At 63.4% G+C, this 24,647-nt stretch carries 19 protein-coding genes; 8 read left to right on the top strand and 11 right to left on the bottom strand.

Translation table 11 applies throughout. The features are described from left to right. Nucleotides 1–114 precede the first annotated feature (114 nt). Entirely contained in the window at nucleotides 115–1,824 is a 1,710-nt protein-coding gene (locus ACIU1A_RS05370; RefSeq protein ID WP_140514686.1) for an APC family permease, read from the top strand. A 77-nt stretch (nucleotides 1,825–1,901) separates the two neighbouring features. Here the strand turns inward: ACIU1A_RS05370 and ACIU1A_RS05365 are convergent, their stop codons facing one another. The 4 genes from ACIU1A_RS05365 to ACIU1A_RS05350 form a co-directional block, all read right to left on the bottom strand. Further along, nucleotides 1,902–5,051, bottom strand: coding sequence for an efflux RND transporter permease subunit (locus ACIU1A_RS05365; protein ID WP_404926810.1), 3,150 nt, complete (start codon nucleotides 5,049–5,051; stop codon nucleotides 1,902–1,904). 247 nt (nucleotides 5,052–5,298) lie between these two features. Then, nucleotides 5,299–6,426, bottom strand: coding sequence for an efflux RND transporter periplasmic adaptor subunit (locus tag ACIU1A_RS05360; RefSeq protein WP_404927853.1), 1,128 nt, complete (start codon nucleotides 6,424–6,426; stop codon nucleotides 5,299–5,301). A 74-nt stretch (nucleotides 6,427–6,500) separates the two neighbouring features. Further along, complete coding sequence (locus tag ACIU1A_RS05355) at nucleotides 6,501–7,109, bottom strand: TetR family transcriptional regulator (protein WP_404926809.1); 609 nt, start codon at nucleotides 7,107–7,109, stop codon at nucleotides 6,501–6,503. A gap of 403 nt (nucleotides 7,110–7,512) precedes the next feature. Next, nucleotides 7,513–9,153 (bottom strand): acyl-CoA synthetase, encoded by a 1,641-nt coding sequence (locus ACIU1A_RS05350; protein WP_404926808.1) that lies wholly within the window; start codon nucleotides 9,151–9,153, stop codon nucleotides 7,513–7,515. A 193-nt stretch (nucleotides 9,154–9,346) separates the two neighbouring features. Between ACIU1A_RS05350 and ACIU1A_RS05345 the strand changes: the two genes are divergently transcribed. From ACIU1A_RS05345 to ACIU1A_RS05330, 4 genes are all read left to right on the top strand, one after another. Further along, complete coding sequence (locus ACIU1A_RS05345; RefSeq protein ID WP_404926807.1) at nucleotides 9,347–10,312, top strand: sugar-binding transcriptional regulator; 966 nt, start codon at nucleotides 9,347–9,349, stop codon at nucleotides 10,310–10,312. Nucleotides 10,313–10,391: 79 nt separating this feature from the next. Next, a complete protein-coding gene (locus ACIU1A_RS05340; protein WP_404926806.1) occupies nucleotides 10,392–12,446 on the top strand; it encodes a bifunctional aldolase/short-chain dehydrogenase in 2,055 nt (684 codons plus the stop codon). A gap of 84 nt (nucleotides 12,447–12,530) precedes the next feature. Further along, complete coding sequence (locus ACIU1A_RS05335) at nucleotides 12,531–12,788, top strand: type II toxin-antitoxin system RelB/DinJ family antitoxin (protein ID WP_140497837.1); 258 nt, start codon at nucleotides 12,531–12,533, stop codon at nucleotides 12,786–12,788. A 59-nt stretch (nucleotides 12,789–12,847) separates the two neighbouring features. Beyond that, nucleotides 12,848–13,057 (top strand): type II toxin-antitoxin system YafQ family toxin, encoded by a 210-nt coding sequence (locus ACIU1A_RS05330; protein WP_404926805.1) that lies wholly within the window; start codon nucleotides 12,848–12,850, stop codon nucleotides 13,055–13,057. 74 nt (nucleotides 13,058–13,131) lie between these two features. Here ACIU1A_RS05330 and ACIU1A_RS05325 read toward each other — a convergent pair whose 3' ends face one another. The 3 genes from ACIU1A_RS05325 to ACIU1A_RS05315 form a co-directional block, all read right to left on the bottom strand. After that, a complete protein-coding gene (locus tag ACIU1A_RS05325; protein ID WP_140555459.1) occupies nucleotides 13,132–14,184 on the bottom strand; it encodes a substrate-binding domain-containing protein in 1,053 nt (350 codons plus the stop codon). A 40-nt stretch (nucleotides 14,185–14,224) separates the two neighbouring features. Further along, nucleotides 14,225–15,220: an ABC transporter permease gene (locus tag ACIU1A_RS05320; protein WP_140551153.1), complete on the bottom strand. Its 996-nt coding sequence runs from the start codon at nucleotides 15,218–15,220 to the stop codon at nucleotides 14,225–14,227. Nucleotides 15,221–15,312: 92 nt separating this feature from the next. After that, entirely contained in the window at nucleotides 15,313–16,824 is a 1,512-nt protein-coding gene (locus ACIU1A_RS05315; protein WP_404926804.1) for a sugar ABC transporter ATP-binding protein, read from the bottom strand. A gap of 135 nt (nucleotides 16,825–16,959) precedes the next feature. Between ACIU1A_RS05315 and mtnK the strand changes: the two genes are divergently transcribed. Together mtnK and mtnA are read left to right on the top strand one after the other, a co-directional pair. After that, nucleotides 16,960–18,231 carry an S-methyl-5-thioribose kinase gene (gene mtnK, locus ACIU1A_RS05310; protein WP_404926803.1) on the top strand — a complete coding sequence of 424 codons (1,272 nt, stop codon included), beginning with the start codon at nucleotides 16,960–16,962 and terminating at the stop codon, nucleotides 18,229–18,231. Continuing rightward, the gene (gene mtnA / locus ACIU1A_RS05305) at nucleotides 18,228–19,322 is read left to right on the top strand and encodes an S-methyl-5-thioribose-1-phosphate isomerase (protein WP_404926802.1); all 1,095 of its coding nucleotides are present in this window, start codon (nucleotides 18,228–18,230) and stop codon (nucleotides 19,320–19,322) included. The genes mtnK and mtnA overlap by 4 nt, the downstream gene beginning before the upstream one ends. Nucleotides 19,323–19,359: 37 nt before the next feature. Here the strand turns inward: mtnA and ACIU1A_RS05300 are convergent, their stop codons facing one another. The 4 genes from ACIU1A_RS05300 to nanR all read right to left on the bottom strand — a co-directional run bounded on the left by ACIU1A_RS05300 (nucleotide 19,360) and on the right by nanR (nucleotide 23,193). Beyond that, a complete protein-coding gene (locus tag ACIU1A_RS05300) occupies nucleotides 19,360–20,160 on the bottom strand; it encodes a sugar phosphate isomerase/epimerase family protein (RefSeq protein ID WP_404926801.1) in 801 nt (266 codons plus the stop codon). Nucleotides 20,161–20,220: 60 nt separating this feature from the next. Beyond that, nucleotides 20,221–21,066, bottom strand: coding sequence for a phosphogluconate dehydrogenase C-terminal domain-containing protein (locus ACIU1A_RS05295; RefSeq protein WP_404926800.1), 846 nt, complete (start codon nucleotides 21,064–21,066; stop codon nucleotides 20,221–20,223). Nucleotides 21,067–21,111: 45 nt separating this feature from the next. After that, on the bottom strand, nucleotides 21,112–22,374 hold the full coding sequence (locus ACIU1A_RS05290; protein ID WP_404926799.1) for a ribulose-bisphosphate carboxylase large subunit family protein: 1,263 nt from the start codon (nucleotides 22,372–22,374) through the stop codon (nucleotides 21,112–21,114). Nucleotides 22,375–22,479: 105 nt separating this feature from the next. Continuing rightward, entirely contained in the window at nucleotides 22,480–23,193 is a 714-nt protein-coding gene (nanR, locus tag ACIU1A_RS05285; RefSeq protein ID WP_140497819.1) for a transcriptional regulator NanR, read from the bottom strand. A 360-nt stretch (nucleotides 23,194–23,553) separates the two neighbouring features. Here nanR and ACIU1A_RS05280 point away from each other — a divergent pair, with 360 nt between their 5' ends. Further along, nucleotides 23,554–24,576, top strand: coding sequence for an ABC transporter substrate-binding protein (locus tag ACIU1A_RS05280; protein ID WP_140520883.1), 1,023 nt, complete (start codon nucleotides 23,554–23,556; stop codon nucleotides 24,574–24,576). Nucleotides 24,577–24,647 lie beyond the last annotated feature (71 nt).

Below are 24,647 nucleotides of genomic sequence, written 5' to 3'. Positions count from 1 at the left end.
AAAAAAATACGACTGAGTGGAAACACTGAAGTCGCGGCGATATTGGCCGGGGAGCAAGCTTCGCAAAGTCGAGGCGTCGCCGGCGGGGAACATCAAAAAGGGGAATTCACCGACATGAGCACCATAAGCACGGTCCTGGACCAGCCTGCCGAAAGCAAGCTGCTCAGGCATATCGACTGGCGCGGCGCCTTCTGGGTGGCGAGCGGCGTCCCGGCCCTCGTCCTGTTCTCGATCGGCGGCATTGCCGGCACGACCGGGACGCTCGCTTTCCTGATCTGGACGGTGTCCATGGTCATGGGCTTCCTGCAATCCTTCACCTATGCCGAGATCGCCGGCCTGTTCCCGAACAAATCGGGCGGCGCCTCGATCTACGGCGCCACCGCCTGGCTGCGCTACTCCAAGTTCATCGCGCCCTTGTCGGTATGGTGCAACTGGTTTGCCTGGTCGCCGGTGCTCTCGCTCGGCTGCTCGATCGCCGCCGCCTATATCCTCAATGCGCTGGCGCCGGTGCCGATCTTTACCGACACGTCGCCCGAGGTCGCCGCCTATATCGCGGCACATGCCGGAACGAGCGCCGGCGACGCCATCACCGCGGTGACCGCGGCGGCGACCCCGGCGATCCGCACCTGGTCGGCGTTCAGTCACACGCTGGGTCCGGTGTCCTTCACCTTCAACGCCACCTTCTTCATCGGCGCCGTGCTGATGCTGATGATCTTCTCGATCCAGCATCGCGGTATCCTGGGCACCGCCAATGTGCAGAAATATATCGGCCTGCTGGTCATCGTCCCGATGCTGATCGTCGGCGTCGTGCCGATCTTCACCGGCCAGATCAACTGGGCCAATTTCTCGCCGCTGGTCCCCTTGGCCGCCGCCTATGCGCCAGAGCCCGGCGCCTGGAACATCGCCGGCTGGACGCTGGTGCTCGGCGGCATGTTCATCGCCGCCTGGTCGACCTACGGCTTCGAGACCGCCGTCTGCTACACCTCCGAGTTCAAGAACCCGGGCACCGATACCTTCAAGGCCATCTTCTATTCCGGCCTGCTCTGCATGCTGCTGTTCATCCTGGTGCCGTTCACCTTCCAGGGCGTGCTCGGCCTCAACGGCATGCTGGCGACGCCGATCGTCGACGGCTCAGGCGTGGCGGATGCTCTCGCCGGCATGGTCGGCGGCGGCGGACTTATCCACAGCCTGCTGGTGATGCTGATGATCCTGGCGCTGGTGCTGTGCATCATGACGGCTATGGCCGGCTCCTCGCGCACGCTCTACCAGGGCTCCGTCGACGGCTGGCTGCCGCGCTACCTCAGCCATGTCAACGAACATGGCGCGCCGACGCGGGCGATGTGGACCGACCTGTGTTTCAACCTGATCGTGCTGGCGATCGCCTCGGCCGACGCGACGAGCTTCTTCTTCATTCTCGCCGTATCCAATTGCGGCTACATCATCTTCAACTTCCTCAACCTCAATGCCGGCTGGATCCATCGCATCGACAACGGCCATATCGCGCGGCCATGGAAGGCCCCGACGTGGCTCTTGGGGATCGGGGCGGTCTTCGCCTATGTCAACGCGATCTTCATGGGCGCCGGCGCCAAGGTGTGGAACCCGATGGCGCTGTGGGCCGGGCTGATCACCGCGGCGCTGATCATCCCGGTGTTCTGCTTCCGCCATTACATCCAGGACGGCGGCAAGTTCCCCGACCACATGCTGGCCGACCTCGGCATGGCGGGAGCGGACCTCTCGGTGAAAAAGGCGGGCATGCTGCCCTATCTGACGCTGGTCGCCGGCGTGGCGGTAATGCTGATCGCCAACTGGTTTTTCGTCATCTGATTGCCTGACGGGCAAGCGGCCTTCGGCTCCGCAAGAACAGAAATCGGCCGGTCTCAAATGAGACCGGCCGATCTGGTTCATTCAGCCGCCAAAGCGAGTTGCGGCCTCTCGACGCCTTCGGCGGTTTCCGGTTCGGGCGTCTGTTCGTCGGTCGGCACCTTCTTGCGTTCGCGGCCGAAGAACAGGGCGTAGCCAGCGGGCAGCACCAGGATGGTGAGCACGGTTGCAACCAGAATGCCGCCCATCATGGCGTAGGCGAGCGGCCCCCAGAACACGCCGCGCGAGATTGGGATCAGCGCCAGCACCGCGGTCATTGCCGTCAACACGATCGGCCGGAAACGGCGCACAGCCGAGCCGATGATCGCTTCGGAGCGTTCCATGCCTTTCGCGATGTCCTGGTCGATCTGGTCGACGAGGATGATGGAGTTTCGCATGATGATGCCGAGCAGCGCGATGACGCCGAGGATGGCGACGAAGCCGAACGGCGCGCCGCTGATCAAAAGGGCCGCGGCCGCACCGATGATGCCGAGTGGACCGGTGGCCAGAACAAGCATAGCCTTTCCGAAATGCTGCAGCTGGACCATCAGCAATATGACGATGACGGCCAGCATGATCGGCGCCTTGGCGGCAATGGAAGCCTGGCTTTCCGCCGAATCCTCGGCACCGCCCTGGATCTCGATCTTGTAGCCGGGCGCCAGACCATCGCGCAGGCCCTTCATGTCGTTGTACATCTTGGTGACGACGTCGTTTGACTGCACGCCGTCGGGCAAGGTCGCCCGCACGCTGATGGTCGGCAAGCGGTCGCGCCGCCACTCGACGCCTTGCTCCAGCACCGGCACAACCTTGGCCACCTGCGACAGCGGCACGAAGCCACCGAAATCGGTCGGGATGTAGATGGAATCGACCGAGGACAGCAGCGCGCGGCTGGCATCCGGCTCGCGCGCGACGATGGACACCGTTTCTTCGCCGTCGCGGAAGTCGCCCAGCGGCGCGCCGGACATGGACGCCTGCAGCATCTGGCGGATGCGCTGCGAGGTGACGCCCAACGCACGGGCGCGGTCCTGGTCGATGACCAGCTTCATCGCCGGCACAGGTTCCAGCCAGTCGTCATGGACGGCGCCGAGCAGCGGGTTGGCCTGGAATTTCGCCTTCACCTGGTCGGCAATGCGTCGCACTTCCTGGCGGTCCGGGCCCATGACGCGCATCTGCACCGGCCAGCCTGTCGGCGGCCCGAGGAACAAGCGGTCGACCTTGCCGCGGATGGAGGGGAAGTCCTGCGCCAGGATGGTACGCAGCTTGACGATCAGCCGCTCGCGCGCCGGCTCGTCATTGGCCATCACAAGAAGCTGGGCGAAGTTCGGATTCCTGAGCTGCTGGTCCAGCGGCAGGAAGAAGCGCGGCGCGCCTTCACCGATATAGGTGGCGATGAAGCGCTTGTCCTTGTCGTCCATCATCTTGGCTTCCAGCGCCTTGGCCTGCGTCTCGACTTCCTTGATGCTGGTGCCTTCCGGCAGCCAGAGATCGACGAGGATTTCCGGGCGAGACGATTGCGGGAAGAAGTTCTGCGGAATGAACTGGAAGGCCCACAGGCTGGTGGCGAAGGTCACCAGCGTCATCGTCAGCACGATGATGCGATGGCGCACGGCCCAGGTAACGGTCGAGCGAAGCCGGCGATAGAAGCTGGTGTCGAAGACGTCGTGGTGGGAGCCGGCATGCTTGCGCTGCTTGAGGATCATATATCCCAGCCATGGCGTGAAATAGACCGCCACGAACCAGGACACGACGAGCGCGATGCCGACGACGTAGAACAGCGTGCGGACATATTCGCCGGCGGTGGAGGCGGCGAAGCCGACCGGAATGAAGCCGGCGGTGGTGATCAGCGTGCCGGTCAGCATCGGGAAAGCGGTCGAGGAATAGGCGAAACCCGCCGCCTCGATCTTGACCAGCCCCTCCTCCAGCTTGCGTTCCATCATCTCGACGACGATCATGGCGTCGTCGACAAGCAGGCCGAGGGCGATGATCAAGGCGCCGAGCGAAATGCGCTGCAGGTCGATGCCGATCTCGTACATGATGGCGAAGGTGGCGGCCAGGACCAGCGGGATGGCGATCGCAATGACAAGTCCGGAGCGCCAGCCGATCGACAGGAACGAGACGACGAGCACGATCAGCAGCGCTTCGCCGAGCGCATGCATGAACTCGCTGACAGCGTCCCTGACGACCTCGGGCTGGTCCGATATCTGATCGACGGAGACGCCATAGGGCAGCGCCTCCTCGAATCGCTTGTAGGTCGCCTCGACGTCCTTGCCGACATCGGTGACGTTGAAGCCCTTGGCCATGACGACACCGAGCTGGACACTCTCGTGGCCATTGAACCGATACTTGCGCTCGAAGGGATCCTCCAGCCCCGAGCTCACGGTGGCGATATCGCCAAGGCGCGTCACCTGGTTGCCGGCGCGCAAGCGCAGCTCGCGAATGTCGGCGGCCCTGGTGACATCGCCCTCGACCGAAATGCGGACCGAGCGCAGGCCGGTGTCGACAGAGCCTGCCGGGTCGACATTGTTCTGTCCCTTGATCGCGTTCTGCAGGTCGGTCAGCGTCAGGCCGCGCTCGGCCAGCGCTTTGGACGAGACGTCGATATAGATCTTCTCGGGCTGGTCGCCGATGATGACCGCCTTCTCGACGCCGGGCGTCGTCAGCAGCATGTCGCGGGCCTGGATGGCGAACTTCTTCAATTCGGGATAGCTGAAGCCATCGCCGCTGATGGAATGCAAGGTGATGAAGGTGTCGCCGAATTCATCGTTGAAATAGGGGCCGAGCAGGCCCTGCGGCAGATCGCCTGCTATGTCGCCGACCTTCTTGCGCACCTGATAGAAGGCGTCGTTGACCTGGGCAGCATTGGTGTCGCCCTTGATCTGAACCGTGATGATGGCGCTGCCGGCGCGCGTGTAGGAGCGCACGAAGTCGAGATGCGGCGTTTCCTGCAGCTTGCGTTCGATCTTGTTGACGACCTGGTCTTCCATCTCCTGGATCGAAGAACCCGGCCAGATCGCCTGCACGACCATGACGCGGAAGGTGAAATCGGGATCTTCCTTCTGGCCCATGCGCATCAGGCCGAGCGCACCGGCAAGGATGATCAGGCCGAACAGGAAACGTGCGATGCTCGGATGCCCGATCGCCCAACGCGAGAGGTTGAAAGGCCGCTTTTCAGTGTTGCTGTCGGTGGTCATGGCGCCAGTCCAGTCCAGTTGATCTGCAAGGCAGGTTCATCATGCCGTTCATGCGTTCTTCGTCTGGCTTCCGGGCGGCGAAGCTCCCTCAAGCGGAGAGACTCGCATCGCGTGTGACGCGACAATGATGCGGGGGAGCCATCTTGCCGGCGTCTCGACGATCGGGCGCCTGCCGCCCGGAAACCATGGCCTGCCCGGTCTTGCGGCTCGCGCCGCCAAGACAGGGGGCTTTCGTAGTGCCTGGCTGTCAGCGCAGGCTGCTGGTGGCAGCGTCGTCCGCCGCCGAGGCGGACTGCTGGAGACTGTCGCCGGACAGCTTGACCTTCAGATTGTCGGTCATGAACTGGGTGCCAGCGGCAACCACGACGTCGCCCTGCTTGAGGCCGTCGGCAACCGCGACGCCATCGGCGGTGAAGTTCGCGATCTTGACCGGACGCGAATGCACGGTGTCGCTGCCGCGGTCCACGGCCCAGACGATCTTCTGGCCGTCCTTTTCAGCCAGGGCGCTGAGCGGGATCGAGACCAGCTGGGTCTTGCTGTCGATCGAGGCCTGCACGTTGGCGGTCATGCCGAGCAGCACGCGCGGATCGTTGGGGAGCGAGACGCGAACGGCGAAGGTACGCGACTGCGGGTCGGCGCTGCCGGCCACTTCGCGGACCTTGCCGGCAAGCGTCAGCGCATCGTCCGCCCAGAAGCTTGCCTTGACCTCCTTCCCCGGCCTGAAGCCGGCAATATCCATTTCCGGCACCGCGATCAGCACTTCCTTCTCGCCGTCGACGGCAACCGTCATCACGGGCGTGCCGGCACCGACCACCTGGCCGACATCGGCACTGACCGCGGTGACGATGCCGTTCTCGCTCGCCTTGAGGTCGGTATAGTGCACCTGGTTCTGAGCCTGGGCGAGGGTCGAGCGGGCGGCATCGCGCGTCGCGACCGCTTGGTTGTAGGCCAGCGTCGCCTGCTCGAGCTGCGATTTCGGCGCGAAATTCTTGGCATAAAGCTGCTCGGCGCGCTTCCTGGCGAGATCCACCGTCTCGACCTGGCGCTCGGCGGCGTCAAGGCTCGCCGCGGCGCTTTTGACCGAAAGCTCGTAATCGGAGGGATCGATGCGGGCGAGGACGTCGCCCGAGGTGACATGCTGGCCGATGTCGACGAGCCTCTCGGTGACCTTGCCGGCAACGCGGAAGCCGAGATTCATCTCGGTGCGGGCACGCACCGAGCCGGAATAATCGAGCTGGCGGGTGGTCTGCGCCGCGCCGATCTCGACGACCTTGACGGGGCGGATGATATCCCTGACCTCCGCCTTCTCCTGGGAACAACCGGCCAGGCCGAGTGCCGCGACGATCAGGCCGGCAACGGGCAGCCAGCGGATAATGGAATTGGACGAAGACACCTTAGCACTCCCAAACTGGAGATTGATTGTCGTTGCCGGCGCCCGGCGGGCGGCGGCTATTTCTTCAAGGCCTTGATCGCATAGTCGATGAGGTCGTCGGGCATTGCCCGGTTGGTCTTGGCAAGACACTGGGCCACCATCTGCGGGTGGCACAAAATGACCGTGGCGGCGCCGAAGCAACGCGACGCAATCACCGGATCCTGCTCCCTGAATTCGCCGGCCGCGATGCCCTCGCGGATCACCTCGGCAAAAAGATCGTGGATACTGTCGACATGCTTGTCGATGACGCCCCAATCGCGCTCGAGAGCGACGATGACCATCTCATGGACCTTCTGGTCGTCGAGCATGACCTCCATCGTCATCTTGTACTGCGCGTGCACGTAGCGCCGCAGCCGTTCCTCGGCGCTGATCGGCAAATGCATGATCTCGTGGGCCATCCTGTAGCTGGCCCCGAGCATCCGGCCACAGACCGCCTGGTGGATTTCGACCTTGGACGCAAAGAAGCGATAGATGTTGGCTGGCGACATGCCGAGTTCGCGGGCAATGTCGGCGACATTGGTCTTGCCGTAGCCATAGTGCCGGAACAGGCGCTCGGCGCAATCGAGAATGCGCGTTACATTCTCGTGGCGAGCGGCATCGGCGACGAGGTTGGCGGTTTCGGACATAGCCTCTTTCGATTTACTAGTGATGAATTTTAATTTTCGTCACTCGTAAATCGAAAGGAACGCGATGTCAACGCGGATTCGGCGTACGCGTACAAAATGGTGACAGATGGTGACAGTGAGGGGGTGGCTCGCCTCGCACTTCGTCATCCCAGGGTGAAGCAGTCGCGAAGCGACGTAGCGGAAACCTAGGATCCATGCCGTGGCCTTGCGGCCGTGCTCCGGCAGTCGAGGATGGCTGCTGTGGGCTACAGTAACTTCCTGATCCGCCTCATTTTTTGACTGACATCAGGGCATGGATCCTAGGGTCTGCGCCGCGTCGCTTGGTCCTTGCTTCGCCCTGGGATGACGAAGTCACAAAGCCCGCCGCAAATTGTCGGGGTCATCGCAAGAGCGGCCATGCGGCCTACGCCTCCTTCGCCATCTCCCTTAGCCGGAATTTCTGGATCTTCCCCGTCGAGGTCTTGGGAATCTCGGCGAACACCACCGCTTTCGGCAGCTTGAAGCGGGCAAGCAGCGCACGGCAATGCTCGATGATCTCGGCCTCGGTCGCTGTCTTGCCGGGCTTCAGCTCGACATAGGCGACCGGCACCTCGCCCCATTTCTCGTCCGCCCGCGCCACCACGCCGCAAGACGCAACGGACGGGTGCTTGTAGAGCGCGTCCTCGACCTCGATCGAGGAAATGTTCTCGCCGCCCGAAATGATGATGTCCTTGGAGCGGTCCTTGAGCTGGATATATCCATCCGCATGCATGACGCCGAGATCGCCGGAGTGGAACCAGCCGCCGGCGAACGCCTCGTCGGTGGCCTTGCGGTTCCTGAGATAGCCTTTCATGACGATGTTGCCGCGAAACATGACCTCGCCGATGGTCTGGCCGTCGGCGGGCGTCTGCGTCATCGTTTCGGGATCCATCACCGTGAGGCCTTCGAGCGCGGCGTAGCGGACGCCTTGCCTGGCCTTCCTCGTGGCCCTCTGCCCCTTCTCCAGATGATCCCACTCATTGTGCCATTCGTTCACCACCGCCGGGCCGTAGGTCTCGGTCAGACCATAGAGATGCGTGACGGCGAAGCCGGCATCGGCCATGCCGGTGAGCACCGCTTCCGGCGGCGGCGCGGCGGCCGTGTTGAAGGTGACGGCTTGCGGGAACTGGCGCTTGTCCTCATCCCTGGCGTTGATCAGCACCGACATGACGATCGGCGCGCCGCACAGATGGGTGACGCCATGGTCGGCGATGGCGTCGTAGATCTGCTTCGGCCGAACCCAGCGCAGACAGACATGGGTGCCGGCCTGGACGGCCAAGGTCCACGGAAAGCACCAGCCATTGCAGTGGAACATCGGCAGTGTCCACAGATAGACCGCGTGCTTGGCCATGCCGGCATGGACGGTGTTGGCGTAGGCCATCAGCGCAGCACCCCGATGATGATAAACGACGCCTTTCGGGTTGCCTGTCGTGCCCGAGGTGTAGTTGAGCGAAATGGCGTCCCACTCGTCGTCTGGCGTCGACCAGGCGAAATTCTCCTCGCCCTCGGCAACGAAGGCCTCGTAATCAAGAGTGCCGATGCGACCGCCCTTCGGATAGGGAGCGTCCGCGGCGTAGTCGGGATCGTCATAGTCGATGACCAGGGGCTTCACCTTGGCCAGATCGAGCGCTTGCCGAACCACTTCGGAGAATTCGCGATCGACGATGAGCACCCTGGTCCCGGCATGGTCGAGCTGGAAAGCGATCACGGCGGCGTCGAGGCGGGTGTTGAGCGAATGCAGCACCGCCTTGGTCATTGGCACGCCGAAATGCGCCTCCAGCATCGGCGGCGTGTTCGACAGCATCACCGTCACCGTGTCGCCCTTGCCGATGCCGCGCCCGGCAAGCGCCGAGGCGAGCTGCAGCGAACGCCGCCAGAAATCGCGATACGTCACGCGCTGCCGGCCATGGATGATGGCGACATGATCGGGATAGGTCTTGGCGGCCCGCTCCAGATAAGTGAGCGGCGTCAGCGGCTGGTGGTTGGCAGCGTTCCTGTCGAGATCCTGTTCATACGGATTGCCCATGCTGTCCTCCCCAAATGTCCTTTTGCCGACAAGTTCTAACCACAGGCTGGGGCCGCGTCACCAGCAACGATGCCACGACAAAGCGCGTCTGGCGCAATGATGATCTAGATTTGGCGCGCGTAAAGGCATCGCGTACCTCCGCGCGGTTTGACTTTTGTCGAGAGCCGTGACTAATGTCAGCCGAGGAGAAGGCATGGCAATCCGACCGGCAGAACAACTTATCCACAAGGCCGCCTGGCTCTATTATGCGCATGGCCTGCGCCAGGACCAGGTGGCGAGCCAGCTTAACATTTCCCGCGCCTCGGTTGCCATGTATCTGCGCAAGGCGCGCGAGACCGGCATCGTCAACATCTCGACCTCGACCCAGCTTTTCACCGACGATGTCATGGCGCGCAAGCTGGAAGACGCATTGGAATTGGACGCGGTCTGGATCGCGCCGGAAAACGGCCATATCGCCGATCCCGCCACCGACATCGCGGTGCTGGCGGCGAGCGTCTTTCTCGAACTGGTGAAAAAGGGCGACCGCATCGGTGTCGCTTGGGGGCGCACCGTCTACATGATCGCCGACATCATGTCCTACGCCGATCTCCAGGATGTCACCGTGGTGCAGCTCTGCGGCAATCTCGGCGCGCCCTATTCCTATCGTCCCGACCAGTGCACGATGGAGATCGCCCGACGGCTCAACGCCAAGGGCATCAATTTCTACGCGCCGCTCGTGCTGACCACCGAAGAGCTGGCGCGCGGCCTGCGGGCCGAGCCTGTAATCCGCGAACAGCTGTCGAGCATCCACGAATGCGATCTGGCGCTGTATTCGGTCGGCGCCGTCGATGCCGACAGCCATCTGGTCAAATGCGGCGCGCTGACATCAGACGAAATGGCCGACCTGCGCAAGGCGGGCGCGGCCGGCGTCATTGCCGGGCAGATCATCGATGCCGAGGGCAAGGTGCTCGACTGCGGCTACAACCGGCGGGTGATCTCGGCGGAGCTTTCCTCGCTGCGCGCCATTCAGAAGCGGCTGACGGTGGTGCAGGAGGACAGCAAGTTCGAACCCCTGCTCGCTGCGATCGCCGGCGGCCTTTGCACGCATCTGGTGGTCGGCGCCGATATGGCGCAGCGGCTTCTGGATCATGCCGGAGCGCCAAGCAAAAAGGTATCCTAGAGACCATTCCTGCCGCAGCCGTCATCAAGGCGTCGCGGCATTCCTGTTTCACCACTATGACAGCAACTGGACGAAGCTAATGAAGAACCTGTGGAATGACGGCGACGCGGAGAAGATGGTTGCCGACTATGCAAAGAAAGGCGTCGGACGCGATCTCGCGCTGCGCGTCTACACGACGCGCCTGCTGGGCGGCGAACCGCGACTGGTGCTGCATGGCGGCGGCAACACCTCCTGCAAGACCAAGGCGACCGACCTCGTCGGCGACGAATGGGACGTGCTGTGCGTCAAGGGCAGCGGCTGGGACATGGCCGTCATCGAGCCGCAGGGCCTGCCGGCGGTGAAGATGGGCGCGCTCATCAAGGCGCGCGCGCTGGACAAGCTCTCCGACGAGGACATGGTCGCGCTGCAGCGCGCCAATCTCATCGATCCGTCCTCGCCCAACCCATCGGTGGAGACGCTGCTGCACGCCTTCCTGCCGCACAAATTCGTCGACCACACGCACTCGACCGCCATCCTGGCGATCGTCGACCAGGAAGACAGCCAGCCGCTGGTGAAGACGGTGTTCGGGACCAAGATGGGCTACGTGCCCTACATCATGCCGGGCTTCGACCTCGCCAAGGCGGCGGCCGACGTCTTCGATGCCGACCCTGATGTGGAAGGACTGATCCTCGACAAGCACGGCATCTTCACCTTCGGCGACGACGCCAAGCAGGCCTACGATCGGATGATCCATTATGTGAATGTCGCCGAGGAGTATGTTGCCAAGCATGCCAAGCCCAAGGCGGCAAAGGCCGCGCTTCCGGCGAAGCTCGCGACGCCGGCTTCCATCGCTCCTATGTTGCGCGGCGCCGTGGCGGTGGCACGCGGCGAAGGCCGCTTCGACCGCATGATCAGCGATTTCCGCACCTCGGATGCGATCGTCGATTTCATCAATTCGGCCGAGATCGCCGACTACGCCGCGCGCGGCGTGTCGACGCCGGACCTGTCGATCCGCATCAAGACCGGGCCGATGGCGGTGCCGGCGCCAGATGCGGACAAGGCCGGCGACTACAAGGCCGTCATCAAGAACCATGTCGACGCCTTCGCCAAGGAATACCGCGCCTATTTCGAGACCAATGACGCGCTCGACGACGTCAAACGCACCATGCTCGACCCGATGCCGCGGCTGACGCTGGTGCCGGGGCTCGGCATGTTCGGCCATGGCCGCACGCTGAAGGATGCCAGGATCGCTTCCGATGTCGGCGAAATGTGGATCGAGGCCGTGCGTGGCGCCGAGGCGGTCGGCCGTTTTCATCCGCTTTCCAAGGCCGACCTGTTCCCGCTCGAATACTGGTCGCTGGAACAGGCCAAACTCGCCTCCAACAAGCCGAAGCCGCTGACCGGCCAGGTCGTGCTGATCACTGGCGGAGCCGGTGCGATCGGCGCCGCGACAGCCAAGCTTTTCGCCGACAATGGCGCCCATGCGGTGGTCGTCGATCTCGATGGCGAAAAAGCCGCTGATGCGGCCAAGAAAGCGGGCAACAATTCGATCGGCGTCGCCGCCGATATCACCGATCCGGACCAAGTGCGTGCAGCCTTCGACAAGGCGGTCGCCGTGTATGGCGGCGTCGACATAGTGGTGTCCAATGCCGGTGCCGCTTGGGAAGGCCGGATCGGCGAACTTGACGACGCGCTGCTGCGCAAGAGCTTCGAGCTCAATTTCTTCGCCCACCAGTCGGTGGCGCAGAACGCGGTGCGCATCATGCTCGAACAGGGTACCGGCGGCGCTCTCCTGTTCAACACCTCCAAGCAGGCGGTCAATCCGGGTCCGAAATTCGGCGCCTACGGCGTGCCGAAGGCGGCGACGCTGTTCCTGTCCAGGCAATATGCACTGGATTACGGCGCGCATGGCATCCGTTCCAACGCCGTCAATGCCGACCGCATCCGCTCCGGGCTGTTGACCGACGCCATGATCGCCAGCCGATCGGGCGCACGCGGCGTGTCGGAAAAAGAGTACATGTCCGGCAATCTGCTCGGCCAGGAGGTGACGGCGCAGGACGTGGCGCAGGCTTTCCTGCACCACGCGCTGGCCGACCGCACAACCGCCGACGTAACGACGGTCGACGGCGGCAATATCGCGGCGGCGCTGCGGTAGCACGGTCACGCACAGCGCAGACGGCAGGCTTGCAAGAACACCCGTTTGTAGCTACATTGTGGCTCAACAGTAAGGAGTCGCAACATGGCTACGGATACGGTTGTCCGCGCTCGAATTGATGCCGCGACAAAGGACCAGGCTACCGAGGCCCTGGCGGCAATGGGACTGTCGGTCTCCGACGCCATTCGCCTGCTGCTGGTCCGCGTCGCCGCCGACAAGGAATTTCCCTTTCCGGTGAAGGTGCCGAACGCAACCACCCAAAAGGCCATGGCCGAATTGGAAAAAGGCAAAGGCAAGCGTTTCGCGTCAGCCGACGAATTGTTCAAGGATTTGGGCATCTGACATGCCGACGCCCGTTCACTCCGGGCAATTCCGCAGGGACGTTAAGCGCATGGAGAAGCGTGGCAAAGACCTCGCTAAATTGCGCGAGTTGTTGGGCCTGCTCATCGCCGGACTGCCGGCGCGTTATAAGGATCACCCCTCTAAAAGGCGACTGGAAAGACTATCGGGATGCGCATGTAGAACCGGATTGGCTCTTGATCTACCGCATTGCCGACGATGAGCTGCGGCTTGCCCGCACCGGCTCCTACTCCGATCTGTTCAACGAATGAAGACAGCAAAAAAGCCGCCTGCAGTTGCTGCAAGCGGCTGTTCCAAGTGTGAGCGAATTGCAATATCGATTGGCCTACTTCGCGTTCGGGTTCGGCATCCAGGCCGGCATCGCGACATCGGCGTGGGCGAACTGCGGCAGCTTGGCCGACAGGTCCTCCATATTCTTGATGTCCTTGTCGAGAAGGTCCTTCTGGGTGATCAGCGTCGGCGGCACGACGACGTTGTGGCCTGGGTCTTCGCCGGCCAGCAGCTGCGCCAGCGCACGCACCGAGACCTGGCCGACGACGGCCGGGTTCGTGGCCGCGGTTGCCGCCCAGGCGCTGTCGGGCTCGCGCATCGCCGCAATGTCGGAGGTCGAGATGTCGGCCGAATAGATCTTGATGTCCTTGTTCAGGCCCGCCTCGTCGACGGCGATCTTCACGCCCTTGGCGAACTCGTCATAGGGAGCAAACATCACCTTGATGTCCGGATGGGCGGTCAGCACCGAGCGCGCCTGGTTGGCGACCGAGTTGGCGATCGGGTTGTCCAGCGTGCCGAACATGGCGACTTCCTTGATGCCCGAGTATTTCTTCTTCACGTCGACCCATGTCTCATTGCGGCGGTCGAGCGGGGCGATGCCCGCGACATAGACATAGCCGGCCTTCCAGCTCTCGCCATTATCCTTGACCGCCTGCTCGAGCGCGAGGCGCGCAAGGTCGCGGTCTGACTGCTCGATCTGCGGGATCTTGGGGTTTTCGACGTTGACGTCGAAAGCGACCACCTTGATGCCGGCGTCGACCGCGCGCTGGGCGGCGTCCTTCATCGATTCCGTCAGGCCGTGCTGGATGATGATACCCTGCACGCCGAGCGCGATGGCCTGGTCGACCATGTCGGCCTGGAGGGCGGCGTCCTGGCGGCTGTCGAGCACGCGCAGGTCGACGCCAAGGGCCTTGGCCTGCGCCTCGACGCCGGACAGATAGGCCTGGAAGAAATCCCCGGTCGAGAGATAGCGCACCAAGGCGATCTTGACGCCTGGCTTGTCGAACGGCGCCGGGCGATCGGCAGCCAGGGCCGTCCCTTGCACCAGCAACGCCGCGCCGGCGAGCCCGAGTGCTGCCTTGCCCAAAAGTCTTCTTGTGATGTTCACGTCGTTTCCTCCACTTGTTGAAATGCAACCCGGTCGAAATCTATGTCCTGCCCCTGCCGGAAAGAGCGAAGGTGAAGACAAGGGCGACGACCAGAACGGCGCCCTTGATGAAATCCTGCGTGTAGTACGGCGCGTTCATCATCGTCAGGCCCTGCAGCAGGACACCGACGAACACGGCGCCGACGGCCGTGCCGAACGCGTTCGGCTTGGCGGCGCCGAGCACCGCGTAGCCGATGAGCGCCGCGGCGACGGCGTCGAGCAGAAGGTTATTACCCGAGGCGATGTCGCCGCGTCCAAGCCGGGCGGCGAGCAAAATACCGCCGATCGAGGCAAAAACTCCTGAAATGATATAGGCCCAGATTTTGTATGCCTTGACAGGCGCGCCGGCGAGTTCGGCGGCGCGCTCATTGGAGCCGACTGCATACATCATGCGGCCGAAGCGGGTGTATTCGAGGAAGAACCAGATCAGCACCGCGAGCACCGCGAGGACGACGACCGAGACCGGAACGAGATTGGGAATGAAGAAGTCGAAGCGATGGCGGCCGAGCGCCAGGAACGCCTCGCCGAACTTGCCGTTGGCGACCGAGCCATCGGGCATGGTCATGCCGGTGGCGATCGAGCGGCCTTCGGTCGGGATGCGCTGCAGGCCGACCAGCAGGAACATCATGCCGAGCGTCGCCAGCAGGTCCGGCACGCGCATATAGACGATCAGCCAACCATTGATGAGCCCAACAATAACGCCGATCAGCAGGCAGACGATGACCGCGACGACAGCGTTCTGCTCCAGCACCACCATCACATAGGCCGCCGCCATCATGGCTGACGTGGCGACCGAACCGATCGACAGGTCGAAGCCGCCAACGACCAGCGTGGCGGTGACGCCAAGCGCCAGCACGCCGGTGATGGCGACCGACTGGAAGATGAAGACCGCGCTTTGCGGCGAAACGAAACCGTCGGCGGCGATCGCGAAATAAGCGACGAGCCCGAACAACAGGACGATGAAACCGTAGCGGATGGCGTGGTTGCGCTGCGTCATTCAGCATCCCCGCGCGCCGCTGCCGTTTTTACCCAACTCGAACCCATGCCCTCCATTCCAATTGTCATCGTCAGCTCTTCAATTCCAGCCGGTCAAGCCGCGCGGTGCGGCAGCCCACCGGCCACCTCGGCCAGCAGGCGATCGAGATCGATGTCCGCGTTGCGGTGTTCGCCGACGATGGTCTGCTCCGACATCACCAGGATACGGTCGGCCGTCTCCAGCGCCTCGTCGAGTTCGGTGACGAACAAAAGCGTCGCGCGGCCATTGGCGCTTGCCCTCAGCTTGGCGGCGATGTCGCGCCTTGCCGAGATGTCAACGCCCTGAAACGGCTCGTCGAGAATGAACAGCCTTGCATCCTGCGCCATCCAGCGGGCGACCATCACCTTCTGCTGGTTGCCGCCGGACAATGCCGACATCTCGTCCTTCTCGGAGCGGCAGACGATGCCCAGTTCCTGGATCTGCCGGCGCGCCGTGGCGCGTTCCAGGCGGCGCTTGAGCACGCCCAGGTTCGACATCCTTCTCAGAAACGGCAGGCTGACATTGCGCTCGATGTTGAAGCCGCCGATGATGCCGCTGGTGGCGCGATCCTTTGCGACGAGGAAGACACCGGCGGCGATCGCGTCGCCGGCCGAGCGCGGCACGTAGGGCTTGCCGTTCATCGTCATGGTGCCGGCGAGCGGCCTGCGCACGCCGAACAGCGTCTCGGCAAGCGCTGTCTTGCCGACGCCGACCAGCCCGGTCACGGCAACGATCTCGCCGTCGCCAAGCGTCATCGATATCGGCCTGGCACCCGGGGCAATGCGCAGGCCTTCGACGGTCAGCACCGCCTTGGCCGAGTGCCTGACGACGATCTGGTCGAGGTGGATCTTACGGCCGAGCATGGCATTGACCGCACCTTCGTAGTCGAGCGGCTTCTTGTCGAAGACGCCGGAGACGGCGCCGTCGCGCATCGAGACGATGCGGTCGGCAAGCCGCCTGATATCGGACATGCGGTGAGAGATGTAGAGGATCGCCACGCCTTGCGCGCGCAGCCTGTCGACCAGCGCAAAAAGTCGATCGGCTTCGGCGCTCGATAGCGATGAGGTGGGTTCGTCGAGGATCAGCACTTTCGGCTGATGTGCCAGCGCGCGGGCAATCGCCACCATCTGGCGATCGGCCAGCGAGAGATCGCTGACGCGCGCCTTCAAGTCGATCGCCAGGTCCATGCGGTCGGCAACCGCCTTGGCCTCGCGACGCACACGGACCGGGTTGAAGAGCACCGGGGCGCCACTGCCGCTCAGCCTGTCCAATGTCAGATTGGTCGCCACGTCAAGGTCGGCGACGACACCGTCATTGATATTCTGGTGAACGGTGACGACGCCAGCGCGGATCGCTTCCGCCGGTCTTCCCGGCGCAAAGTCCTGGCCGGCCAGGGTCATGGTGCCGCCGTCGCGCTCGTAGACGCCGCTGACGATCTTGACGAGGGTGGATTTGCCGGCGCCGTTGGCGCCCATCAGGACGGTCACTTCACCGGCATGGAGTTCGAGCGAGACGCCGCCAAGCACCTCGTTGCGGCCAAAGGATTTCCTCAGTCCCTCTACGCGGAACACGGCATTGCCGACCATGCGTTCCTCCCTGCCCGTGACGCTATGGGCTACATCGGCAATTGTCAACACGATTGACAATTGCCAGAGCGCTACCTAGCTTGGCCCCGCCGCCGTGGCTCCGCTATTATTGGGGAACGAGCAGGAGAGGTGAGGATGACCGGGAAGACGCCGTTCGAAGCACTGTCGGTGGAGACGCTCGCCACGCGGCTCGGCACTAACGAGGCGCTCACCGGGCGCATCGGCGAGGACACCAGCCGCTGGAAAGTGCGCGAGGTCGGCGATGGCAATCTGAATCTCGTCTTCATCGTCGAGGGTGATAAGGGCGCGGCTGTCGTCAAGCAGGCCCTGCCCTATGTCCGGCTGGTCGGCGACAGCTGGCCGCTGCCGCTGAAGCGTTCCTTCTTCGAATATCACGCGCTGACGCGGCAGGAGGCGCGCGCGCCGGGCTCGGTGCCGGCCATCTACCATTTCGACGAGACCCAGGCGCTGATCATCATGGAGTATCTGTCGCCGCACATCATTTTGCGGCGGGCACTGATCGAGGGCCGGCAATTGCCGAACATCGCCAGGGATATCGGGCTGTTCATGGCCCGCACCCTGTTCCGCGGCTCCGATTTCTCGATGGTGACCAAGGAACGCAAAGCGGATCTGGCGCTGTTCGCCGACAATGTCGAGTTGTGCGATATCACCGAGAACCTGGTGTTTTCCGATCCTTATTTCGACGCCAAGCTGAACCGCCACACTTCGCCGCAGCTCGACGCCCTGGTCGCCGAGTTGCGCGCCGACCGCGACCTCAAGGTGGAAGCGCAGCGCCTGAAGCACCTGTTCGCCGCCAATGCAGAGACATTGCTGCATGGCGACCTGCATTCCGGCTCGATCATGGTCACGGATACAGAGACCAGGATGATCGACCCTGAATTCGCCTTCTACGGGCCGATGGCGTTCGACGTCGGCATGTTGCTCGCCAATTTCTGGATGGCCTTCTTCTCGCAGCGGGGTCATGAGCAGAGCGGCAAGCGCGACGCCATGCGCGCTTATCTGCTCGATGTCACAGCGCAGACGTGGTCGGTGTTCCGCACCGAGTTCTCGCATTTGTGGCGCACGGAACGCAACGGCATGCTCTACCAGAAGAGCCTGTTCGAGGATCAGGGCGACAGGCTCGGCGCCGAGCAGGCGCTCGACCATGTGCTGCACCAGATCAGGGACGACCTCCTCGGCTTTGCCGGCATCGAGGTGCACCGGCGCATCCTCGGCCTCGCCCACAATGCCGATTTCGAAACCATTGCCGACAAAGACCTGCGCGCCACATGTGAAGCGAGGGCGCTGAAGTTCGGCCGCCACATCGCCGTCAATAGGCGTCATATTCACAGCATCGACGAGGTCAACAACCTGGCCACGCTGATCGAACAGGAGAACCGCATTTGAACGTCGGCGAGCGCCACTATCGCACCATCTGGCTGAGCGACGATGGGCGCTCGGTGGAGATCATTGACCAGCGCTGGCTGCCGCATGACTTCCGTATCGTGAAGGTCGACACCGTTAATGGCATCGCCACCGCCATCCGCGACATGTGGGTGCGCGGCGCGCCGCTGATCGGTGTCACCGCTGCCTATGGCGTTGCCATGCAGATGGCGGACGATCCGGCGGATGCCGCGCTCGATGCCGTCTGGGAGACGCTCCACGAGACGCGTCCCACGGCGATCAATCTGCGCTGGGCGCTGGATGAGATGCGGCGGTTCCTGCGGCCGCTGCCGACGGAACAACGCGCCGCAGCCGCCTATCGTCGCGCCAGCGAGATCGCCAACGAGGATGTCGGGCTCAATCGCGCCATCGGCGAGAACGGTCTCGCCATCATCAAGGACATCGCGGCGCGCAAAAAGCCGGGCGAAACCGTCAACATTCTGACCCATTGCAACGCCGGCTGGCTGGCTACCGTCGACTACGGCACGGCCACCGCGCCGATCTACCTGGCAACGGAGGCCGGCATTCCGGTCCATGTCTATATCGACGAGACGCGGCCGCGCAACCAGGGCGCCCAGTTGACGGCCTGGGAGATGGCCGGCCACGGCGTGCCGCATACGCTGATCGTCGACAATGCCGGCGGCCATCTGATGCAGCGCGGCGCAATCGACATGGTCATCGTCGGCACCGACCGCACGACGGCCGACGGCGACGTCTGCAACAAGATCGGCACCTATTTGAAGGCACTCGCCGCCGCAGACAATGACGTGCCGTTTTACGTTGCGCTGCCTTCGCCGACCATCGACTGGACGGTGGGCGACGGACTTGCCGAAATCCCGATCGAGGAACGCTCCGGCGACGAGGTTTCGCTGGTGTGGGGCAAGACCGCGAGCGGCGAGATCGCCCAGGTGCGCGTCTCGCCGGAAGCGACGCCCGCGGCAAACCCCGCCTTCGACGTGACGCCGGCGCGGCTGGTCACCGGCCTGATCACCGAACGCGGCGTCGCCAAGGCCTCGCGTGAAGGGCTGAATGCGATGTTCCCGGAGCGTGGATAGCCGGCTCTCGCAAAGGCAAGGAACCACCTTTCGCTGTTCAGAAGGTGCTGCTCTTTGCGATCTCCAGCGAATTGACGAAATCCAGTGAACGCCGCAGCGCGCTCCGAATGGTGGCGATATCCACCGGCGCGCTCCGCCGTTGGGGATCACGGTGCTGCGGGCGCCGCAGCCGCAATGGCAGTTCGATGCTGACCGGCAGCGTCGCGGGAAGCGTTGCCCAGTACGGTTCGTAGCCGATCGAGCCGTCGCCGATAGCGCAAAATGTCCATCCCTCCCCGGTGCTGACGACATCCTTCAGATGAGCATGCCCAACGGCATCGATGGCATCAGCGATATCTTGCGCCGGCTGCACCGTCTCGTTGCTGTAGGTAAAGACATTTCCGCCGTCGTGGTTCAGACGCACGTGTCGCGATCCGATGTCCCGAATGAAGCTTGCCCCCATCCGGGCACTGCCGAGCAGATCGCCTTGGCCATGTCCGGGATTCTCGAGCGCCAGCACGATGCCGACTTCCTCCAGCCTCGGCAGGAGGGCGTCAATCGTTTTGCGGATCGCCGCGCTGTTTCTCGCCGGGCCGGCATTGGTAATCAGGAAGGACGCACCAAGACCGGCGGCAAAGCCGATGCGCCGGGACAAGGCGTCGGGGGCATCGGCCCCCGACAGGTCGAGATGAGCCGACACGGCATTGATCCCGAGCCCGGCATGTTCCGCTGCCTGGCGCAGCTTCGCGGCGTGCGCAGCCGCAAACATGCCTTCATCGAAATCGACATAGCCGCGAATGAAGGCCGGCTCGACATGGAGGGCGCCGGCCGCCGCAATCTCCTCGATGGCCAATTCCATGGAATAGCCATCGAAGAGCGCGGTCGATACCGATATGATCCGGGCCGGCGAAGGCAGGGCTCAGGCTCCCTTGCCGTAGACGATCAATTCCGAAGCTTCCTTCACCTTGGCCGGTGTGAGCGCTTCGCGCCAGTCGTCCCGGACCACGACGCCTTTGGCGAATCGCATCAGCCTCAGCGCCGCATCGGACGGCACTTTCGGAGAGAAGCCGAACCACATGGCGATCTCGACGTTCAGATGGCCTATCAGGAAGTCCAGCGCGGCCTGTCTGGGAATGCCATATTTGCGCTCACACTCCTCGACGGCCTCGACCATGGTGTCGACGAAGGGCATGGCCACCATTTCGGACAGGCCCGGCTCCAGGATCGCCAGTTGTTCGACCGTGACGCGATGGCTGTCGATGATCGGCGACCACATGGCCCTGCACACTTCCTCGCCAAGCGCATAGTGCTCTTCCGGACCTTGCATCAGGGCACAGACGATCGATTGCCTGGCGATGCCGCCATGGTAATCGCGACGCGCGGCCCATTCCGTCTCTTCGCCGAACAGCGGCGGATGGCAGGGATGGCCGACGAAATAGGTGAGATCCGGCCGATCCGCGGGCAAGTCGCCGGCATAGGGCGCTGCCGCATCCAGAATGAGGATCATGGTGCCCGCGGCAAGCATCGGCGAAATCTGGCGCGCCACCTGGCCGATGATGTTGTCCGGCAGAGCCATTACCACCACCTTGGCGCCGGGAATGCCCTCCTCCATGGCGACGGCGCCGATATCGGCCTCTCCCAGCCGCGTGCGACCGGCCTCGCCGATCTCCACGGCGCGGACATCGTAGCCCGCTTCGATCAGCTTGCGCGTCACGCGGAAGCCCATCTTCCCTCCGGCTCCAAGCACCGCCACGGATGTCGTCATTTGCTTCTCTCCCATTTGCCTTGATGGCGCGCCGATGGCGCAGATTCAGCCGAACGCTTGCAGCGCGGCTTCGAGCTCCGGATGCGTGGCGGCGTAGTCGCGTGCGGGAACCCCTGCCGCCGCGGCTTCGAAAGCATCATGCAGGCTTCGAACGCCGGCGGCCGGCCCGCCTGGATGCGCCATGATCCCGCCGCCGCAGCAATAGATGAAATCGTCCGAGCCGAGCCTCGTATAGGTCTCGGCCGCCTGCACAGCGGTCTGTCCAGACGAAAACACCGGCATGACCGTATCGGGACGGCCAGCCCGCTCGAACATCGGGGTGAGACAGCCATGGGCCGACGCCATCACCGATTCGTCCGGCTCGCAGAACTTGTTGGACAGCCCGTTGACGTGCATGTGGTCGATGCCCGCCAGACGCCAGAATTTCTGATAGGCGAGATAGCTCATGCCGAGATCGGGAGAGCGGCTGAAGAGGCCCCAGCCGGCCCGATGGCCGTGCAGCGCAACGGCGGAGTGGCGACGCATCTCGATGACCGCGGACAGGCCGACAGAATTCAGGACCAGCATGGCGCAGGTCCCGCCACGGCGCTCGATCAGGTCCAGCTGGCGACGCATGGCGTCGATGTCCCCGGAAATGTTGGCCGCATACATGACCTTGCGCCCGGTCCTGTCGGCGTGCCTGTCTATCACCGCCATGACCGCTTCGAACCGGTGTTCGAACGGCGAATGCGGAGGGTCCCCCATCAATTCGTCGTCCTTGATGAAATCAAGCCCCGCGGCAATCAGCGTGTCGGCCAGGGCCGCCGTCTCCTGCGGGGTAAGACCAACGCTCGGCTTGACGATGGTGCCGATCAGCGGACGCCCGTCGACGCCGGTCAGGCGACGCGTTCCCTCGACGGCGAAGGCCGGCCCTGGGTAGGCATCCGCGAAGGCATCGGGAAAGGTAACGTCGAGGAGACGCATGGCCGAGAAATGATGCAGCTCGAACAGATTGCCGAGAACCGTCGACCAGACCGAAGCCAGCACTGTCCCCGTATTCTCGATGTTCCAGGAAAGGGCCACCTTGGCCCGGTGCGGCCTCACGGTCGCATTTTTTGGCGAGCGCGAGAACGGCAACGCCTCGCTGTCGACCTCGGCAACATCGCTGATGAATTCGACGCGGGCTCCGAACTTGCGCAGCAGCTCCGGCGTTTCTCCGGGTATGGCGCGGAAAGTCCCGCTTGATTGTTCGCCCGCCATCGCAGCCGCGGCAACCTCCAGCGGGTAGCGGGTTTCGATCAGATAGGTGGCGCGGAGGCGACCGGACAATGCAGGCTTCCCGACTGGAATGACGTCCACGGAGTGACCGTTAGCACCAAAAAGAAATCATGTCATCATATGAGTTTTCTCGGGCAAAAAAATTTCGGCGGCCGCTCAGCCGGCTCCGCCACCGGCCAGTTTCGAATAGAGCTCGTTGGCGCGGCCAATGTGGTCGGCCATTGCCGCGCTCGCGCCTTCCGGATCGCCGCCGGCGATTGCCTTGTAGATCCGCTCATGCTCCTCGACCGTCAGCCGCTCGGCGCCTTTCATCGCCACCAGATCCCGCTTGAAACGGGACAGCCATTCGAGCATTCCCTTCGCCACCGCCGCTATCATCGAATTGCCGCTCATCTCCGCAATGACGGCGTGGAACTCCATGTCGGCCGCCACGAACCGGGCCTGGTCGCCCTTTGCCTCGCGCAAATGACGCAAGGTCTCCGCGAGGCGTTCCAGACTCTTGGCCGTGGCGCGCCGCGTGGCTATCCGGACCAGGCCGGTTTCCAGCAAGAGCCTGACTTCCTTGAGTTCTTCGAGCCCGCGAGAGTTCGTCGCCAGCATCATGACCATCGCCGCGGAGACCTGATCGACGATGACATCAGGCGTCGGATTGATGACGCGGGCACGTTCTCCGTGCGAGATCCTGATAAGTCCCATCTGCTGCAGCGACAGCATCGCTTCCCTGATCGAGGGCCGGCCGACGCCGATCATCGTCATTAGTTCCTTTTCCGACGGCAATTGAGAGCCGGGCGGGAATTCGGACGTGGAGATTGCCGCCATCAGCCGGTCAAGCACCTCCACATACAATTTCTTTTTCTGGACCGGCTCCATCCGTCCCTCCTTGGTGTTCGCGGCATAGTCGATCCCGAGTCGCGTCGGCAGACAAGGGTCGCGCCATCGATTGACATTACATATATGATGACCTAACGTCCGTCTACGGTCGACTTTGGACTGGTCACCAGTTGCTGGAGCAGGCCGGCTCCGTTTGGCCAAGGAAAGAACGAAGCTGACGGCCGAGCTTCGTCTCGTCCTTAAATCGAAGGAGGTTTCGGCAATCGAGGTTCCGGTGCCCGCTTGCCTATTTGGTATGCTGGTATAACATGTAGCTGGTATGGCGTCTTTCGGAGGACGTCGTAACGGAATGGCAGAAGGCCGACGTATCGGCCGGTGTTTTTTTGGGAGGAAAATATCATGAAGTTTTCAACCGTGGCGGCGCTTGCCGGGGCCGCGCTGGTCAGCGTCTCGGCTGTGCCGGCAATGGCGTCACCGGATGCGCCGGTGATCGCGCTCGCCAACGCCTATTACGGCAACACCTGGCGGCACCAGATGGTGGAGGCTTTCGAAGCCTCGGCCAAGGAAGCCAAGGCGGCCGGTCAGATTGCCGACTACATCGTCATGAACGGCGACGGCTCGGTGGCGCAGCAGAACAGCCAGATCGCCGAACTGATCCTCAAGAAGGTCGACGTGCTCGCCGTCGATGCCGCCTCGGAAACCGCAGTCAACGGGATCATCGAAAAAGCCTGCAAGGCCGGCATCATCGTCGTTTCGTTCGATTCGGTCGCCTCGGCGCCCTGCAACTACCAGCTCAACTTCGACTTCAAGGGCTACAAGGCAGCCCAGGCCGAGGCCGTCTTCAAGATGATCGGCGGCAAGGGCAACGTCATCCAGGTGCGCGGCGTCAAGGGCTCGGCGCCCGACAACGACATGTTCAACGCGCAGCAGTCGGTGCTGGCCAAATATCCCGATATCAAGGTTGTCGCCACGGTCTACGGCCAGGCGACTGCGTCGGTCGCACAGGCGGCCATTGCCAACGTGCTGCCCTCCCTGCCGCATGTCGACGCCGTGCTCGCACAAGGCGGCAGCGACGATGTCGGCATCGCCCAGGCATTCGTCCAGTATGGCGGCGACTATGCCGGCAAGATGCCGATCATCGAAGGCGGCGGCGGCACCGACTTCGTCAAGTGGTGGGCCGAGGAGAACGCCAAGAACGGCTACCAGACGGTCTCGATGAACACCACGCCCGGGATTGGCGGCGCCGCGTTCTGGCTTGGCCTGTCGCTGCTCAAGGGCGCCAAGGCACCCAAGATGATGATCATGCCGGTGGCTACCGTCGATGCCGGCAACCTCAAGGAATATGCAAAGCTGCCGGGCGGCCAGATCATCAGCCCCAGCTATTCGCTCGACTGGGTCAAGCAGAACCTGCTGAGCAAGTAAGGTTGGCAATGCCAGGGACCGGGCGCCGCGGAACGGCCGCGCCCGGTCCTTGCCGTGAAGAAACGGAGGAC

This window comes from Mesorhizobium maamorense, from assembly GCF_044998965.1.
Taxonomy (GTDB): Bacteria; Pseudomonadota; Alphaproteobacteria; order Rhizobiales; family Rhizobiaceae; genus Mesorhizobium.
This window is presented reverse-complemented; position numbering and strand designations above follow the sequence as displayed.

Coding starts and splice junctions, on each gene's coding strand:
- ACIU1A_RS05365 (WP_404926810.1), bottom strand. CDS start 5,051: ATGACCACCGACAGCAACACTGAAAAGCGGCCTTTCAACCTCTCGCGT.
- ACIU1A_RS05315 (WP_404926804.1), bottom strand. CDS start 16,824: ATGGTCGGCAATGCCGTGTTCCGCGTAGAGGGACTGAGGAAATCCTTT.
- ACIU1A_RS05345 (WP_404926807.1), top strand. CDS start 9,347: ATGGCAATCCGACCGGCAGAACAACTTATCCACAAGGCCGCCTGGCTC.
- ACIU1A_RS05370 (WP_140514686.1), top strand. CDS start 115: ATGAGCACCATAAGCACGGTCCTGGACCAGCCTGCCGAAAGCAAGCTG.
- ACIU1A_RS05300 (WP_404926801.1), bottom strand. CDS start 20,160: ATGGAATTGGCCATCGAGGAGATTGCGGCGGCCGGCGCCCTCCATGTC.
- mtnK (WP_404926803.1), top strand. CDS start 16,960: ATGACCGGGAAGACGCCGTTCGAAGCACTGTCGGTGGAGACGCTCGCC.
- ACIU1A_RS05295 (WP_404926800.1), bottom strand. CDS start 21,066: ATGACGACATCCGTGGCGGTGCTTGGAGCCGGAGGGAAGATGGGCTTC.
- ACIU1A_RS05280 (WP_140520883.1), top strand. CDS start 23,554: ATGAAGTTTTCAACCGTGGCGGCGCTTGCCGGGGCCGCGCTGGTCAGC.
- nanR (WP_140497819.1), bottom strand. CDS start 23,193: ATGGAGCCGGTCCAGAAAAAGAAATTGTATGTGGAGGTGCTTGACCGG.
- ACIU1A_RS05335 (WP_140497837.1), top strand. CDS start 12,531: ATGGCTACGGATACGGTTGTCCGCGCTCGAATTGATGCCGCGACAAAG.
- ACIU1A_RS05355 (WP_404926809.1), bottom strand. CDS start 7,109: ATGTCCGAAACCGCCAACCTCGTCGCCGATGCCGCTCGCCACGAGAAT.
- ACIU1A_RS05340 (WP_404926806.1), top strand. CDS start 10,392: ATGAAGAACCTGTGGAATGACGGCGACGCGGAGAAGATGGTTGCCGAC.
- ACIU1A_RS05350 (WP_404926808.1), bottom strand. CDS start 9,153: ATGGGCAATCCGTATGAACAGGATCTCGACAGGAACGCTGCCAACCAC.
- ACIU1A_RS05320 (WP_140551153.1), bottom strand. CDS start 15,220: ATGACGCAGCGCAACCACGCCATCCGCTACGGTTTCATCGTCCTGTTG.